We start from the raw sequence: 17511 nt of genomic DNA, 5'->3' as shown, positions 1-17511 counted from the left end.
CGGGGAGGAGGAGAGGAAGGAGTTCCTGCCGCCGCCAAACTCGAAAACTTAGTTGTAGGCGCGCTCGCCGTGCTCGCCGATGTCGAGACCTTCCAGTTCGACTTCGGAAGTGACGCGCAGGCCGGTTACTGCCTTGGCAATGAAGATCGCGATCACGGTGCCGATCGAGGAGATGACGACCGTGCTGAGCACTGCTTCGACCTGCACGAGGAGCTGGTGTGCCATGTCGAAGTCCGCCTTGCCGGGGCCACCAAGCGCCGGCGAGTAGACAATGCCGGTACCGATCGCGCCGATGATGCCGCCGATGCCATGGACGCCGAAAGCGTCGAGCGCGTCGTCGTAACCGAGCGCGGGCTTGAGCTTGCTGACGGCCAGGAAGCAGATGATCGAGGCAACCGCACCCAGCACGATCGCACCGAACGGACCCGAATTACCGGCGGCAGGCGTGACGGCGACCAGACCGGCGACGACGCCCGAGCAGAAGCCCAGAGCCGAACCCTTGTGACCGGCCAGACGCTCGGCAAGCATCCAGAACAGACCTGCCGAAGCGGTGGCGACGAACGTGTTGATCATGGCCAGGCTGGCAGCGCCGTTGGCCGCCAGTGCCGAACCGGCGTTGAAACCGAACCAACCCACCCACAGCAGGCCGGTGCCGACGAAAGTCAGCGTCAGCGAGTGCGGCGGCATCGGCTCGTTGGGGAAGCCCTTGCGCTTGCCGAGGATGATCGCGGCGACCAGGGCGGAAACGCCGGCGTTGATGTGAACGACGGTACCGCCCGCATAGTCGAGCGCGCCGAGACCGAAGAAGTAGCCGGTCGGTGCCCATACCATGTGCGCGATCGGGAAATAGACGATCGTCAGCCAGATGACTGCGAAAACCATCACGGCTGAGAACTTGATGCGCTCAACCGTCGATCCCAGCACCAATGCAACGGTGATCGCTGCGAAGGTCATCTGGAAGCAGGCGAAGACGTATTCGGGGATGGTGCCCGAAACCGAATCGGGGGTCACGCCCTTAAGAAAAGCCTTGCCGAAGCCGGCCACGAAGGCATTGCCGCCATCGCCGAAGGCCATGGTGTAGCCCCACATCACCCAGATCAACATGGCGAGGCTGGCGGCCGCACCAATCTGCGTCATCGTCGACAGCATGTTCTTGGAGCGGGTCAGACCGCCGTAGAACAGCGCCAGGCCGGGCAGGATCATCAGGAAGACAAGCAACGTCGACGTCAGCATCCAGGCGGTGTCGCCCTTGTCGATGGTCGGCGTGGCGGCAGCCTGCGCGAAGGCAGGCATGGCGGCGAACAGCGACGCTGTCAGAGCGCCGGCGCCGCAAAGAATCTTGCGGTTCATCGTGGAATCCCTCCTGTGGGAAGCGCCGGTCAAAGCGCAGTGTCGCCGGATTCGCCGGTGCGGATGCGCACGGCCGAGGCGAGGTCGAGGACGAAGATCTTGCCGTCGCCGATGGCTTCGGTGCTGGCGACCTGCTGGATCGTTTCCACGATCTTCGGCGCCAGATCGTCCGGAGCGGCGACCTCGATCTTCACCTTCGGCAGCATGTTGGTCGAATACTCGGCCCCACGATAGATTTCCGTCTGCCCCTTCTGACGGCCGAAGCCCTTCACTTCGGTAACGGTCATGCCGGCGACGCCGATCGCGCCCAGCGCTTCCCGAACTTCGTCGAGCTTGAAGGGCTTGATGATGGCTATGATGAACTTCATGCCTATCCCCTGCTTGCCACCGGCCCCAGCACCGGCTGCAATTACGTGATGCAAGGGGTGTGCCAATTTACCAAACGGCAGGATTGGGCGTGATTTTTATCTAACGCTCGCACATGCAGCACGAGCCGTCGCCCGATTCCTGTGCAGATGCCTATTTTTTAGGCAGCTTCAGCGTGGCAAAAACCGGCAGATGGTCAGATCCTGTCGCGGAGAGCGGGCTGTGATGGACATTTGTTCCAACAACGCCCCATTCGCTGGACACGATGATACGGTCTAGCTGCGCCAACGGACGGCGGGACGGGAAGCTGCGCCCGGGCGCAAGCACATGCCAAGGCTTGGCGAATTCACGAAAACACCCGCCGTGCTGCGACCATTCGTTGAGATCGCCCATCAGCACGGTGGGGATATGCGCATCACATTCGGCGACATGGGCCAGCACACTTCGCACCTGCAACCTGCGACGCAGGCCCGAGAGATCGAGATGCATGCCGACGACGCGGAAGCGGTGCCCCTCCAGTTCCAGATCAGCCCTCACGGCCCCACGCGGCTCCAGCACGGGCAGAGGTACCGCCGATGCATCGCGCAATTCAATGCCCTTGCGCACCAGGATGGCATTGCCATGCCAGCCCAGACTGTCCGGCTTCATCGTCAGCGGCACCGGCACGTAATCGGACGCGCCGTGGATCGCATCGAGCGGCAGCGCCGCCATCCGCCGGCCATAGCGGCGGTCCACTTCCTGCAGGGCGACGACATCGGCATCGATCTCGCGCAGAACCGTCAGGATGCGCTCGGGATCGCGGCGCCGGTCGAGCCCGACGGCCTTGTGGATGTTGTAGCTGGCGAACGTGATCTGCAACGATGGCTTCCGCGACGGACTGCAATTGGCAAGCTTAGGCTCGCCGCCCCGGTCATGCCAAGGCGGTGAAGCATCCAATTCGCGAAGCCCGCCGACGGTTCCCGTCGCGCGCGTGTCGCGTCAGCGTTCCTTGGTGGCGCTGAAGGTCAGTTCCGGATTGCGTTCCTGCTGATAGCCGACGTCCCAGGCCGAGCGCGCCATGAACACCGGATCCCCATCGCGATCCTTGGCGAGGTTCATCTTGTTGAACTCACCAAAGTCGCGCAGCGCCTTGTCGTCGCCCTTGATCCAGCGTGCCGTGTCGAATGGTGACGGCTCCAGAACCGCTTCGACCTTGTATTCGGCTTCCAGGCGGCTGATCAGCACGTCAAGCTGAAGCTGGCCGACCACCCCGACCACCCACTGCGAGCCAATCTCCGGATAGAACACCTGGATGACGCCTTCTTCCGAAAGATCGTCCAGCGCCTTGCGCAACTGCTTGGTCTTGGTCGGATCCTTCAGTGCCACGCGGCGCAGGATTTCCGGGGCGAAGTTAGGCAGGCCGGTGAAGCGCACCTGATTCTTCTCGGACAGCGTATCGCCCACGCGCAAGGTGCCGTGGTTGGGAATGCCGATGATGTCGCCAGGCTCGGCGCTGTCGGCAATCTCGCGGTCCTGGGCGAAGAACAGGATCGGGGAGTGCACTGCGATCGGCTTGCCGAGACCCGAGGGCGTCAGCTTCATGCCGCGCTTGAAGGTGCCCGAAACCAGCCTCATGAACGCGATACGGTCGCGGTGCATCGGATCCATGTTGGCCTGCACCTTGAAGATGAAGCCGGTGACTTCCTTGTTCTCCGGCTCGATCGTGCCGATTTCCGACGGCTGCGGACGCGGCGGCGGCGCGAATTTCGCGATCGCATCGATCAGTTCCGCCACGCCGAAATTCTTCAGTGCCGAACCGAAATAGACCGGCGTCAGGTCGCCGCCGCGATAGGCGTCGATGTCGAATTCCGGATAGCCGGCCTGGGCCAATTCCAGTTCCTCGGCCACCGCATCGGGCAGAGTGGCGTTCTCATCGACGTGACCGCGGAATTCCTTGCTCGGTCCTTCGGGGCGGCTGACCTTGCCGCTGGCGATATCCAGAATGCCTTCGAACAGCCCCCCCATGCCCACCGGCCAGGACATCGGGCAGACGTCCAGCGCCAACATGTCCGCCACTTCGTCCATCAGATCGAAGCAGGCGCGGCCCTCGCGGTCCACCTTGTTGATGAAGGTGATGATCGGCACCGAACGCAGGCGGCACACCTCGAACAGCTTGCGCGTCTGCGGCTCGATGCCCTTGGCCGCGTCGATCACCATGATCGCCGAATCGACAGCGGTGAGCGTGCGGTAGGTGTCTTCGGAGAAGTCTTCGTGGCCCGGCGTATCGAGCAGGTTGAAGGTAACCGTGTTGCCTTCGGCGTCGGTACGCTCGAACGTCATGACCGAACTAGTGACCGAGATGCCGCGCTGCTGTTCGATCTTCATCCAGTCCGACCGGGCACGGCGGGCAGCGCCGCGCGCCTTCACTTCACCGGCAAGGTGAATCGCGCCGCCTTGCAGCAGCAGCTTTTCGGTCAGGGTGGTCTTACCGGCGTCCGGGTGCGAGATGATCGCGAAAGTACGGCGAGAGTTGCTCATCGGCGCGCTTTAGTGGCGCGCGCGATATCCCGCAACTCCCGCTTCGTCGACGGCGTGACGCTTACTTGCGGCGATAGCGGAAGTACCAGACTTCATGGCCATAAACCGTGCGCGCCTTGGTCTCATACCGCGTTTCCGGCCAGCCGCTGGGGCGATTCTGGAAATCGGCAGGCTTGTCGCACAACCATTCGAACTGGTCCGTATGCCGCTGCATGACCATCAGCGCATGGCGCAAGTAGACGTCATGATCGGTGCCGAAGCGGAATTCTCCGCCCTTCTTCAGCTTGGCCGCAAACATGTCGACCGGGCCATCGTTCATCATGCGCCGCTTGGCATGGCGCGCCTTGGGCCAGGGGTCCGGGTGCAGCAGATAGAGCATAGACAGCGAGCCATCGGGAATCCGCGCCAGCACTTCCAGCGCGTCACCATGATGGATGCGCACGTTGCCGATCGGCGGATGAGCACCATTGTCGCCCGCTACGTGGGTCAACGCCTGCGCGACGCCGTTGATGAACGGTTCGCAGCCGATGAAGCCGTGATCGGGCAGCATGTCGGCACGCTGCGCCATGTGCTCGCCGCCGCCGAAGCCGATCTCGAAATGCATCGGGCGATCGTCGCCAAACAAGCCCACGGCGGTGACCGGACCTTCGAGCGGAACCGCGATGCGTGGCAGCAGATTGTCGACCAGAGCCTGCTGGCCTGCGCGCAGGGGCTTGCCCTTGGCGCGGCCATAGAGGCGGTTGAGCGTGGTCGGATCGCCGGATTTATGTGCCGTCATGGCGCGGCGCAGTGACACCAACGCCGCGCAAGGTCAACGTGGATCAGGCAGCGCACCTGCGCCATCCGTCACTGCCAACCGCCGCGCCTGCGCCCTCCGCGCCGCGACCCGCGACTGCCGCTTCTTCCACCAGACGTAGACACCGGTGATGCAGAGCCCTGCCGTCGCCAGTCCGGAAAGGAAGACCAGCAGGATCGTGATATTGCCGCCCACACGACCACTGTGCAGCGGGTAGAGCAGGCGATACCCGGCCAATTCTGTGTTCCCGTGATAGGGATCGAGCGTTTCGACCAGCGCGTGGCTCTTTCGATCAAAATAATAATAGATCGGCCCCAACCGGTGATAATTGAGCCGGCCATCGTCGGTCAGCGTCACGCCCACGGTGCCCTCCTTGGGATCGGTGAGCACAGTGGCCGGCTGCCAGTCGATTTTCTGCCGCTCGGCTTCGGCACGACCGGCGGCGACCGCGTCGGCAAAAGTCATTTCATGCGCTTGCGGCCGCGCCTGGACCGCCTCAGGCTTGTCCTTGGCGAACAGCGCCTCGACCGCCGGCGCATAGGCTTCGCTGAAGAAGTTGAAGCCAATCGAGGTCAGCGCCAACACGGTCAGCGGCACGAAAAGCCAGAGCGCACTCGCCTTGTGCCAATCGAGCATGAACTTGGCCAGGAGCGAGCGGAAACTGACTTTCCAGCTCTTCTTCCACCCCTTCCAGAACGGCCCTTTCAGCGGGAAGGTCAGGTAGAAGCCGATCAGATGGCCGATCAGCCAGGCGATCGCCACAGTCCCCATGAACCAGCGCCCCCAGATTCCCAGCACCAGCTTCGAATGGAAATCGACCAGCCACTCGGCCATGCCGCGCCGATTGAACGCGGCGTCCGTCGAACGGCTGCCGACAATCGCACCCGTCGCCCGGTCCAGGAATATCTGATCCACGTCGCGCTGAAGATTTCCTGGCGCAGCCTCCACTTTCACCGGAATGCGCGAATCGCCGGGCACTGCGATGGGGAAGCTGCGCACGGTCCATTCGGTATGCGCCGGCGCAAAGCGATCCATCATCCCGACAACTTCGGGCGGTTGCGCGACGGCTATCGGTTGACGAAACAGATCCGCATTCAGCCAGGCATCCAACGGTCGCACGAAGCACAAGACAGATCCGGTGACGGCGGCGATGAACAGAAAGGGAATCGCCAGCAAGCCAAGATAGCGGTGCAGCGTGATCCAGGGTGAACGCGGAACGGACTTCATGATGGACCTATACCCCTCCTGTCGGCAGGGTCATGGGTTTCCGTTGCAAGCTGGCCCTTTGAAACGTCCAGATTTCACCTATGGACGGGTCCACCCACTCCCGCCGGAGCAACCAACGAAAAACGGCCCACCTCGAAAGGCAGGCCGTTTTCACTCACTGCGAGGGGATCGCAATCCGGTTCCGGTCCCCCAACCGGAAAATCAGACCGTGTGCGTCGCGATTAGGCGACTTCGGCCAGTTCGTCCGGATCGCGCAGCACATAGCCGCGACCCCAGACGGTTTCGATGTAATTGGCACCGCCGCAGGCATGCGCGAGCTTCTTGCGCAGCTTGCAGATGAAGACGTCGATGATCTTCAGTTCCGGCTCGTCCATGCCACCATAAAGGTGGTTCAGGAACATTTCCTTGGTCAGCGTGGTGCCCTTGCGCAGCGAGAGCAGCTCCAGCATCGCGTATTCCTTGCCCGTCAGGTGCACGCGCGCGCCATCGACCTCTACCGTCTTGGCATCGAGGTTGACGACCAGCTTGCCGGTGCGGATGACCGACTGCGAATGGCCCTTCGAACGGCGCACCACGGCGTGGATGCGGGCGATCAGTTCTTCGCGGTGGAACGGCTTGGTCACGTAGTCGTCGGCGCCGAAGCCGAACGAACGAACCTTCGAATCCATTTCCGAAATGCCCGAAAGGATCAGAACCGGCGTCTGCACCTTGGCCACGCGCAGCTTCTTCAGAACATCGTACCCGTGCATGTCGGGCAGGTTCAGGTCGAGCAGGATAATGTCGTAATCGTACAACTTACCGAGATCCAGGCCTTCCTCGCCCAGGTCGGTGGAGTAAACATTGAACCCTTCGGCGGTGAGCATAAGCTCAATCGCACGCGCCGTGGTGGGTTCGTCCTCGATCAACAGCACTCGCATTGGGTTGCCCCCCTTTTGCCCCTCTGTCCGCCTTGCCTGCATCAACGCTACCAAAGCGCCACGCTAACCGGGCCTAAACGGACATTGCCGTGTATTAACCATATGACCTATGAAGGTTAAAGGTTAATTTGCCGTAAAACGCAAACCATTCTGCGATCCGCAATGGATCATAAGGCAACGGCCCGATGGGAATACTACGTAGGTGGTAGGGAAAGGGCAGCACGGGCTGGTTTCGATGCGCGGATTTCGGCCTTTCCACCGCGCTTGACCGGGTGCCGGCGGCCGATCCGTTGGAGATAGGTCCATAGCCCGCACTGCAGGCCGACCAGCATCATAATGAACGGCTGAAACGCGATGCCGACGAACAGCGAGCCGATCAGATAGACGATCTGCGCCAGTTGCAGCGCCACCGCCAGGGGGGCGGCCCAAGCCTCATCCGGCTGCTTGCGATTCTTCCAGCGGCGGCGAATCAGCTCCATCTGCACCAGCCCGGTAAGTTGCAGCGCGATCCACAGTGCAAATCCGGGGAAGCCCTGCTCTCCCAGCATCTCGAAATAACTGGAATGGAAGGCGCGCCCTTCCTCCACCACGCGCGTACGTGTGATCGTGGTGTTGCCGCCATCGGTGCTTGCCGAAATCGTGTCGTAAGAGACCTTGCTGGCGATGTTGACCACGAAGCCGCCCCCCATCGGATGCTGCTTCACGTAATCCCAGGTCCATTTCCACACGCCGATTCGCGTACTGGCGGACTGATCAGCCTGGTGATTCTCGATCGTGCCCATGCGCGCCAGGAACGATGGCGGCAGGAACGGCACCGCCAGCATGACCGCGATCGCCATTCCTCCGGCAATCAATACCTTGTGTTTCGCGGTGCGCAGATAGAACAGGCAGAGCACCCCCAGGCAGACCAGCCCGGTGCGTGCCTGCGTCCCCACCGGGATCAGCGCGCAAGCGAAGATCAGCGCAGCGGCGAACGTCTTTACCCGCCAATCCGATGGAAAGATCGTGCCGTGCTTCGCCAGCCACAGGATCAGCGGAATGATCGAGATGGCGACGCTCGACAGGATCGAGCCTTCGAACAGGCCGGTGTTGCTTTCGACGAAGATTCGCAACGAACCATAGCCGCCGCCGCCCATCGCCGTCTTGATCCCCCCGTCGATGATCAGCGCGCTGGCGGACAGCACCATGACCAGCACCACCGCCTCGATCCTGAGGCGCGTGCGCAAGGTCAGCGGCAGGAAGATCGCGAAGACCAGCGCCTTCCATACCCAGGCCCATTTCTCCTGCGCCGCATCGGGGTAGACCGCGGTGAAGGTGGAGATCGCGCAATAGATCAACAACGCGGTCAACAGCCCCTGCCGGAGATTGAACCGCACGTCGCGCTTGTCGTCGAACAGCAGCCAACCGCCGAACGCCGCCGCGAACGCCATCAACGAGACGGGAATGTGCGACAGAATCCCCCAGGATATCTGCTGGGGCGAGACGATATCGACATAGAGATAACACAGCACCCAGAGGAACGGGCGCCGAAAGCCCAGCGCCAGCAACGTGCCGAGGAATGCCGTCAGGCCGAGATCAAGCATCCTCGCCCTTCCCGCGATTCCAGGTCACGCCCCGCCGCACCGCACGCTCCGAACCGACGCGCGGCAGCTTTTCGGCTCCCGCTGGATCCGTCTTCTCCAGCCGTGCGCCCTCGACGTCCAGATCGGGACGCAGTAACAGGCGCCAGGCCGCCAGTGCCAGCAGGCCGTGGCTGAGAGCTAAGGCGAATATGTCGACCATGATCCGCAACCGCTATCAGTGCCGGGTTGACGCCGCGTTAAGCGTTCTTCGTTAGCCATTTCCGCCATGACCCGGGTTCTCCACGTCCTTGACCACTCGCTGCCGCTGCACAGCGGCTACACCTTCCGCACCCGCGCCATCCTCAAGGCGCAGGAGGCCATGGGCTGGGAAGTGCGCGGGGTCACCGGCCCCCGCTACCACGCGGGCGCGGCCCCGTGCGAGCATTTCGACGGGCTGACCTTCCATCGCAGCGCGGGCGAGGCCGGTGGACCGCCGCTGTGGCGCGAATGGCGCGAGATTGCGCTGTTCGAACAGGGTATCGAGGCCGCCGTGCGCGAATGGCGCCCCGACGTCATCCATGCGCATTCCCCCGCGTTGTGCGGCGCCGCCGCCTTGCGCGTCGCGCGGCGCCACGGCATCCGCTGCGTCTACGAAATCCGCGCCTTCTGGGAAGACGCCGCCGTCGGCAACGGCACGGGGACCGAAGGCTCTTTCAAATATCGCCTGATTCGCGCGCTGGAAAACCGGGTCATCGCCCGGGCGGACGCGGTCGTCACCATCTGCCAGGGCCTGCGCGACGATCTGATCGCGCGCGGAACGCCGGCGGAAAAGATCACCGTATCGCCCAACGGCGTAGATCTGACGCTGTTCGGCGAACCCATGCCGCGCGACGCCGCGCTGGCCCGCGAACTGGGGTTCGAGGCGGACGGCAGGCCCTGCCCGGTGATCGGCTTCATCGGCAGCTTCTACGATTACGAAGGGCTGGGCGACCTGATCGCCGCCATGCCCCTGTTGTTGGAACGTCAGCCCGACGCGCGGTTGCTGATGGTGGGCGGCGGCCCGCGCGAGGAGGCGCTGCGCGCGCAAGCCGAAGCGTCCAGCGCCGCCAATGCCATCCGCTTCATCGGCCGCGTGCCGCACCATGAGGTCGATCGCTATTACGCGCTCTGCGACGTGATGGCCTATCCCCGCAAGAAAAGCCGCCTGACCGACCTTGTCACCCCGCTCAAGCCGCTGGAAGCGATGGCCCAGGGCAAGCTGGTGGCGGCCAGCAGCGTAGGCGGGCATCGCGAACTGATGAAGCATGGCGTGACCGGCACGCTGTTCGCGCCCGACGATCCGGCGGCCTGCGCCACGGCCCTTGCCGATCTGCTCGCCGATCGCGAAGGCTGGGACCGGATACGCGCGGCAGGGCTGGAACATGTCCGCTCCGGTCACGATTGGGCTTGCAATGTTCGCCGTTATCGAGACGTTTACCAAATCCTGCCAGTCGATAGGGTTCGAGACGGGCTTGATGCCGCGGCATGAACGGCGCGCGGATAAAGCCAGGTCGCAAACCGCAGATCAGCACGGGGTCATGAAGGTGGCGAAACAGGAACGCAACCCGCAGCGAGGCGGCAATGCCGGCAGCACCAGCCAGCCGATCACCCGCCATCCGCTCTTTCCGGCAATCGTCGCGCTGTGGTTCGCCGCGCTGTTCGGCGTCGTCGGCGTGCTGCTGGGCACCCCCACCATAGAGCGCGCAGTTGCCGCCACCGGCCTTGCCAAGGCGATCCCGATGGCGGCCCCGCCGCTGGGCAGCACCGCGCGGCTGCTGGTTGCGCTGGGGCTGACCGGGATCGGCGGCCTTGTCGGCGCACTGATCGGCCTGCGCCTTTCCGCCCGCAACAGCCCGCGCGCGGAAGCCATGCACGACCTTACCGGCGGCGAAATCGAGGAAGCAGAAGACGAGCCTGCCGCCGTCGGCCGCCTGCCCGGCCGTCGCCGCAGCTTCACCACCCCCATCGAACCCGTCGACGAGGCAGCGTCGGAACCCTCTGCCGCGCCCGCGCCGGCATCGGGTATTTTCCAGCTTTCCGACCTTGAAGATGACGATCTTGATGCCCGAGCCACCGCCGCGCTGGCAGCCGCTCGGGTTCCTGACTTCACGCCGATCGAACCCGAAATCGATGAAGACGAAGCCATCGTGCCCGGTTACGACAGCGACGACGATGACGCGACGCCCGCACACCTGACCGACGCCTTCTCTCCCGCGGCCTGGGCCGATCCCATCCATTCGCCGGAGATTGGCGAGATTGTGGGCGACTACGAGGATGAGGACGAAGACGAGGACGAAGGTGCCCCAGTAGCTCGGCTCTTCGACGCCTATGCCCGTACTCTCGAGGCCCGCGATCTCGCCGTTGCCGAGGCGGAACAGGAGCTTGGGACCGCTGCGGCGCCGGCCCTGCCAAAACAGGAGCAGGAAACTCCGGAATCGGCCGCGTCGGAGCGCGTGGAAGCTGCCATGCCGCCGCCCAATGTTCAGCCAGCATCGCCGGGTGCGGAGCGCATCGCTGCCGCCCACCTTGACGATCTCTCGCCCGTCGAACTTCTGGAACGGCTGGCCCTGGCGATGGAAGAGCAGCGCCGCAAGCGCGCGCTCGCCCAGGCGGCCTCGTTCTCGGTCGTGCCTTTCGCCACCAAGGCGCCGCAGGGCACGCAACTCGATTCAGGCGATGTGGCCGGCGCCCCGGAAACGCAGCACTTCGAGGACATCGAAGCCGCCCCCCAGGATCCGGCCCCGCAAGCTCCGCCGGTGGCGCCGATTCTCCAGCGGCTGTCCTCGCTCGGCGCGACTGCTCCGTTCGCTCCGCCGCCCTTTGCGCCGCCGCCCTTCGGCGCGCGCCAGCCGCTCCCCGCAGCCGAACCCGGCGACGAGCCGGTGCAGCCGGGGGCGGACTTCGCATCTGACGCGCCGCGTGAAACCGACGCCATCGGCGGTTGGTCGGACGGCGGCGCCGCGATCGTGGAAGCCTCGCCCCAGGCCGAGACCCCGGAACGCACCGATGCAGAGCCTTCCGCCCCGGTTCCGGTGCCGGCCGCGCTGCGCCCGGTGGAAACCATCGCCTTCGACGAAGACGACACCATCCCGGGCTATATCCCGCCGCGCCGCATCATCATGCCCAGCGCGCCGACCAGCGCCGCAGATGTGCCCGACACCGAAACCAGCCACAGCGGCGAGCGCCCCCTGGCCGGACTCGCAGGCGGTCACGATTTCGCGCCCGACCCGGACGGGGAAGACGACGACGACGAGTCCCTGGCCTCCTTCGCGGACGAGGACGCATTCGCCGATGACGGCGAGGACATCGTGGAAGAAGGCGTGCTGGACGAAGGCTACTCTTCGCTGCTGAGCCTTCAGCGCCGCGCCGAACCCCGCAGCCGTCCCATCAGCATCGAAGACGAAACCGGCTTCGATGAGGAAGCCGGCACTGAGGGCTCCGCTCATGCAATGGCAGGCCAGGCAATGGCAGGCACGCAGACCGAGGATTACTCTTTCGCCGCCACGGACGAGGCGCCCCAACCCTGCGCACAGCCGTCGCTCCCGGGCGCGCGACTGTTCGATCCCCCGGGCCGCCCGGACCCCGCCGAAACCGAAAAGGCCCTGCGTGCGGCGCTGGCCACACTCCAGCGGATGAGCGGCGCGGCCTGAACTATCGCCATCGGTTGAAAGCGAAAAGGGGCGGGAGATTTCGGTCTCCCGCCCCTTTCGTTTGCGATTTGCCGGCTTGACCCGCCGCTTCCCGAAGGGCCTGGGTGCCACTTTGCGCGCCCTTCAATTGGCCCTTTTCACCGCCAATGGCGGCAAAGCGCCCGATCCGTCGCGACAATGGCCGAAATCTGCCGATTTGGGCATTCGCCCCGTCGATGATCGCGAAACGGGCATCCGAAATGGACAACAAAATTCCCATTTTTACCGTGTCAACGCACTAAATCTTCGCCAGCACGCGCCTTCGCGGTTGCAAAAGCGTCCCGTAATCGTCATGGGGGCGCTTAGGGGACACCATGGCGGATTTTGGCCGCGTGCGATTCGCGCGCGCCAGAGCGAGGCGCATGGTGCGAACCCCGGACAACGACAGGATGGGTTTTATCGATGGGATTTCCTAAGCCCCAGGGCCTTTATGATGCGCGTAATGAACACGATGCCTGTGGTGTGGGCTTTGTCGCCCATATCAAAGGGAACAAAAGCCACGCCATTATTACCCAGGCACTGGAAATCCTGAAAAATATCGACCACCGCGGTGCGGTGGGCGCCGACCCGCTGCTGGGTGACGGCGCAGGAATCCTGACTCAGCTTCCCGATGCGCTGTTCCGCAGCTGGGCCGCATCCACCGGCGTGGAACTGCCCAAGGCCGGCGATTATGCCGTGGCCATGTGCTTCCTGCCGCAGGACACCGCCTGCCGCGACCTCATCACGCAGACTTTCGAAAAGTTCGTGGCCAAGGAAGGCCAGTCGCTGATCGGCTGGCGCGACGTACCGGTGACGCTGGATGGGCTTGGCAAGACCGTGCTCGAATCGATGCCGGTGATCCGCCAGTGCTTCATCGGCCGTGGCGAGAACTGCGCCGATCAGGACGCGTTCGAACGCAAGATCCTGGCGATCCGCAAGCAGACGCAGAACCCGCTGACGGCCATGGCCGAAAAGCACAACATGCCGGGGCTCACCGAGCTCTACATGCCCAGCTTCTCGACCCGCACGATCGTCTACAAGGGCCTGCTGCTGGCGACCCAGGTCGGCTCGTTCTACGACGACCTGCGCAACCCGGAGTTCGTCTCGGCGCTCGGCCTCGTGCACCAACGCTTTTCCACCAACACCTTCCCGAGCTGGAAGCTGGCGCACCCGTTCCGCTTCATGGCGCACAACGGTGAAATCAACACGGTTCGCGGCAACGTGAACTGGATGAACGCCCGCCGCCGCACCATGGAATCGGAGCTGCTCGGCGCCGACCTCGACAAGATGTGGCCGCTGATCCCACACGGCCAGTCGGACACTGCGTGCCTCGACAACGCGCTGGAACTGCTGCTGGCCGGTGGCTACTCGCTGAGCCACGCGATGATGATGCTCATCCCCGAGGCATGGGCCGGCAACCCGCTGATGACCCCGGAACGTCGCGCGTTCTACGAGTATCACGCCGCACTGATGGAGCCGTGGGACGGCCCGGCCGCCGTGGCCTTCACCGATGGCCGCCAGATCGGCGCCACACTGGACCGCAACGGCCTGCGCCCCGCGCGCTTCCTCGTCACCGACGATGACCTTTGCGTCATGGCGTCGGAATCGGGCGTGCTTCCGATCAAGGAAGACAACATCGTCCGCAAGTGGCGCCTCCAGCCCGGCCGCATGCTGCTGATCGACTTCGAAGAAGGTCGCATCATCGAGGACGAGGAAATCAAGAACCAGCTCGCAGGCGAAGAGCCCTACGAGAAGTGGCTTGAGATGGCGCAGTACAACCTCGCCGACCTTGACGTGATCGAGCCCGAACTGGCCCAGATCCCCGAACCGACCGGCACGCTGCTCGATCGCCAGCAGGCGTTCGGCTACACGCAGGAAGACACTTCACGCTTCCTCGAACCGATGGCCGTTTCCGCGGACGACCCGCTCGGCTCGATGGGCACCGACACGCCGATCCCGGTGCTGTCGAACCGTTCGCGCCTGCTCTACGACTACTTCAAGCAGAACTTCGCGCAGGTCACCAACCCGCCGATCGACCCGATCCGCGAGGAACTGGTCATGAGCCTCGTCTCGATGATCGGTCCGCGCCCGAACCTGCTGGGCCATGACGCCGGTTCGCACAAGCGTCTGGAAGTCAGCCAGCCGATCCTCACGGACGAGGATCTGGCCAAGATCCGCTCGGTCGAAGCCGCGCTGGATGGGGCCTTCCGCACCGAAACCATCGACATGACTTGGGACGCCTCAGCCGGCGCCACCGGTCTGGAGATGGCGATCAAGGAAATGTGCTGGGCGGCCACGGAAGCCGTGCTGGCGGACAAGAACATCCTTGTCCTGTCCGACCGTGCACAGGGCCCGGACCGCATCCCGATGCCGGCGCTGCTGGCGACGGCTGCCGTCCACCACCACCTCGTTCGCCAGGGCCTGCGCATGCAAACCGGCCTGGTCGTGGAAACCGGCGAAGCGCGCGAAGTGCACCACTTCTGCGTACTGGCCGGCTTCGGCGCGGAAGCGATCAACCCTTACGTCGCGTTCGAGACGATCGAGGAAATTCGCACCCGCAAGAACCTGCCGGTAACCGCCGAGCAGGCGCGCAAGAACTACATCTACGCGATCGGCAAGGGCATCCGTAAGGTCATGTCCAAGATGGGCATCTCGACCTACCAGTCGTACTGCGGCGCGCAGATCTTCGACGCCGTCGGCCTGGCGAGCGCCTTCGTGGACAAGTACTTCACCGGCACCGCCACCACCATCGAAGGCGCCGGCCTGACCGAGATCGCGGAAGAGACCGTCCGCCGCCACGCTTCGGCTTATGGCGACGATCCGATCTACGCGAACATGCTCGACGTGGGCGGCATCTACGGATCGCGCGTGCGCGGTGAGGAACACGCCTGGTCTTCCGAGAACATCGGCGCGCTGCAGCACGCCGTGCGCGGCAACGTGCCCGAAAAGTACCGGGAATTCGCGCAGTCGATCAACGACCAGTCCAGCCGCCTGCTGACCATCCGCGGGCTGATGGACTTCGTGCCCGGTGCTTCGATACCGCTCGAAGAGGTCGAATCGGCCGCCAATATCGTCAAGCGTTTCGCCACCGGCGCGATGAGCTACGGCTCGATCTCGTGGGAGGCGCACACCACGCTGGCGCTCGCCATGAACCGCATCGGCGGCAAGTCGAACACCGGTGAGGGCGGCGAGGATCCCAGCCGCTTCAAGCCGCTGCCGAACGGCGATTCGATGCGTTCGTCGATCAAGCAGGTTGCCTCGGGCCGCTTCGGCGTCACTACCGAGTACCTGGTCAACGCCGACGACATCCAGATCAAGATGGCCCAGGGTGCCAAGCCCGGCGAAGGCGGCCAGCTGCCCGGCGACAAGGTCGACAAGACGATCGGCGCGACCCGTCACTCGACGCCGGGCGTCGGCCTGATCTCGCCGCCGCCGCACCACGACATCTACTCGATCGAAGACATCGCGCAGCTCATCCACGACCTCAAGAACGTGAACCCCACGTCGCGAGTCTCGGTGAAGCTGGTGTCCGAAGTCGGTGTCGGCACGGTGGCCGCAGGTGTCTCCAAGGCACGTGCCGACCACATCACGATCTCGGGCTACGAAGGCGGCACCGGCGCTTCGCCGCTGACCTCGCTGACGCACGCGGGTTCGCCCTGGGAAATCGGCCTGGCCGAAACCCAGCAGACGCTGCTGCTCAACAACCTGCGCAGCCGCGTGGTGGTTCAGGCCGACGGCGGCCTGCGCACCGGGCGTGACGTGGCCATCGCGGCGCTGCTCGGCGCCGACGAGTTCGGCTTCGCCACCGCCCCGCTGATCGCAGCCGGCTGCATCATGATGCGCAAGTGCCACCTAAACACCTGCCCGGTCGGCGTGGCCACCCAGAACCCGGTACTGCGCGCGCGCTTCACCGGCCAGCCGGAACACGTGATCAACTACTTCTTCTTCGTGGCCGAAGAGCTGCGCGCGATCATGGCGGAACTGGGCTTCCGCACGATCGCGGAGATGGTCGGCCGCGTCGACCGTCTCGACATGAAGAAGGCGATCACCCACTGGAAGGCCAAGGGCGTCGATCTGTCCAAGGTGCTCTATCAGGCCCCGCTGGGTGACAGTCCGTCGCTCAACTGGAGCCAGACGCAGGACCACGGTCTGGAGCACGCGCTGGACAACGTGCTGATCGAAGCCGCCGCCGACGCGCTGGAAAAGCGTGAGCCGGTGCGGATCGAAAAGCCGGTGATCAACGTCAACCGCACCGTCGGCGCCATGCTTTCGGGCGAAGTGGCCCGTCGCTACGGCCACGCCGGCCTGCCGGACAACACGATCAACGTGAAGCTCACCGGCGTTGCCGGCCAGAGCTTCGGCGCCTGGCTTGCCCACGGCGTCACGCTCGACCTGACCGGCGACGGCAACGACTATGTCGGCAAGGGTCTGTCGGGCGGCCGCGTGATCGTGCGCCAGCCGGGCCACGTGAACCGCGATCCGCTGCAGAACATCATCGTCGGCAACACCGTGCTTTACGGCGCGATCTCCGGCGAAGCGTTCTTCAACGGCGTCGCCGGCGAACGCTTCGCGGTGCGCAACTCGGGCGCCGTCACGGTGGTCGAAGGTTGCGGCGATCATGGCTGCGAGTACATGACCGGCGGCGTGGTGACCGTGCTGGGCAAGACCGGCCGCAACTTCGCGGCAGGCATGTCGGGCGGCGTCGCCTACGTCTATGACGAGGACGGCCAGTTCGAAAAGCTGTGCAATCCCGCCATGGTCGATCTCGTGAAGTTCTCGACCGAAGCCGACGAGGAAGACGGTGCCGGCCGTCCGCAGCAGCGGACTAACGGCGTCACCGACCTGGGCATGGGCGACATGCTGCGCCACGACGCGGAACGCCTGCGCGTACTGCTTGAACGGCACCACCTGCACACCGGTTCCAAGCGGGCCCGTGCGCTGCTGGACGACTGGGCGACGACCGTTTCCAAGTTCGTCAAGGTGATGCCGCGCGACTACGCCAAGGCACTTCGCCAACTCGAGGCCGAGCGGCTTGAAGCCGCTTCGGTGGCCGCAGAATAATTCGAAGG

At 64.4% G+C, this 17511-nt stretch carries 12 protein-coding genes; 3 read left to right on the top strand and 9 right to left on the bottom strand.

Annotated features, from left to right (window positions below; all coding sequences use genetic code 11):
* Window positions 1–48: 48 nt before the first annotated feature.
* From WBP06_RS16505 to WBP06_RS16465, 9 genes are all read right to left on the bottom strand, one after another.
* Window positions 49–1350 (bottom strand): ammonium transporter, encoded by a 1302-nt coding sequence (locus WBP06_RS16505; protein WP_395329921.1) that lies wholly within the window; start codon window positions 1348–1350, stop codon window positions 49–51.
* A gap of 29 nt (window positions 1351–1379) precedes the next feature.
* A complete protein-coding gene (locus WBP06_RS16500) occupies window positions 1380–1718 on the bottom strand; it encodes a P-II family nitrogen regulator (RefSeq protein WP_021232713.1) in 339 nt (112 codons plus the stop codon).
* Window positions 1719–1869: 151 nt separating this feature from the next.
* Window positions 1870–2574: an endonuclease/exonuclease/phosphatase family protein gene (locus WBP06_RS16495; RefSeq protein ID WP_395329919.1), complete on the bottom strand. Its 705-nt coding sequence runs from the start codon at window positions 2572–2574 to the stop codon at window positions 1870–1872.
* A gap of 120 nt (window positions 2575–2694) precedes the next feature.
* Complete coding sequence (locus tag WBP06_RS16490) at window positions 2695–4233, bottom strand: peptide chain release factor 3 (protein ID WP_395329917.1); 1539 nt, start codon at window positions 4231–4233, stop codon at window positions 2695–2697.
* 61 nt (window positions 4234–4294) lie between these two features.
* The gene (locus tag WBP06_RS16485; protein WP_395329915.1) at window positions 4295–5011 is read right to left on the bottom strand and encodes a tRNA (guanine(46)-N(7))-methyltransferase TrmB; all 717 of its coding nucleotides are present in this window, start codon (window positions 5009–5011) and stop codon (window positions 4295–4297) included.
* A 33-nt stretch (window positions 5012–5044) separates the two neighbouring features.
* Window positions 5045–6256 carry a PepSY-associated TM helix domain-containing protein gene (locus tag WBP06_RS16480; protein WP_395329914.1) on the bottom strand — a complete coding sequence of 404 codons (1212 nt, stop codon included), beginning with the start codon at window positions 6254–6256 and terminating at the stop codon, window positions 5045–5047.
* 221 nt (window positions 6257–6477) lie between these two features.
* Window positions 6478–7173 (bottom strand): response regulator transcription factor CtrA, encoded by a 696-nt coding sequence (gene ctrA / locus WBP06_RS16475; protein WP_132389726.1) that lies wholly within the window; start codon window positions 7171–7173, stop codon window positions 6478–6480.
* A 194-nt stretch (window positions 7174–7367) separates the two neighbouring features.
* A complete protein-coding gene (locus WBP06_RS16470; RefSeq protein ID WP_395329912.1) occupies window positions 7368–8756 on the bottom strand; it encodes a putative O-glycosylation ligase, exosortase A system-associated in 1389 nt (462 codons plus the stop codon).
* Window positions 8749–8955 (bottom strand): hypothetical protein, encoded by a 207-nt coding sequence (locus WBP06_RS16465; protein WP_395329909.1) that lies wholly within the window; start codon window positions 8953–8955, stop codon window positions 8749–8751. The genes WBP06_RS16470 and WBP06_RS16465 overlap by 8 nt, the downstream gene beginning before the upstream one ends.
* 66 nt (window positions 8956–9021) lie before the next feature.
* On the opposite strand from WBP06_RS16465, the gene WBP06_RS16460 reads away from it, so the two are divergent.
* The 3 genes from WBP06_RS16460 to gltB all read left to right on the top strand — a co-directional run bounded on the left by WBP06_RS16460 (window position 9022) and on the right by gltB (window position 17503).
* On the top strand, window positions 9022–10263 hold the full coding sequence (locus WBP06_RS16460; protein WP_395329907.1) for a TIGR04063 family PEP-CTERM/XrtA system glycosyltransferase: 1242 nt from the start codon (window positions 9022–9024) through the stop codon (window positions 10261–10263).
* Window positions 10264–10312: 49 nt separating this feature from the next.
* Entirely contained in the window at window positions 10313–12424 is a 2112-nt protein-coding gene (locus tag WBP06_RS16455) for a hypothetical protein (RefSeq protein WP_395329905.1), read from the top strand.
* Window positions 12425–12865: 441 nt separating this feature from the next.
* Window positions 12866–17503, top strand: coding sequence for a glutamate synthase large subunit (gene gltB / locus WBP06_RS16450; RefSeq protein ID WP_395329903.1), 4638 nt, complete (start codon window positions 12866–12868; stop codon window positions 17501–17503).
* The last annotated feature ends 8 nt before the right edge of the window (window positions 17504–17511 follow it).

This window comes from Novosphingobium mississippiense (assembly GCF_044029535.1).
Classification (GTDB): domain Bacteria; phylum Pseudomonadota; class Alphaproteobacteria; order Sphingomonadales; family Sphingomonadaceae; genus Novosphingobium.
The sequence above is the reverse complement of the archived record's forward strand: the minus strand, read 5'-3'. Positions and strand labels throughout refer to the sequence as shown.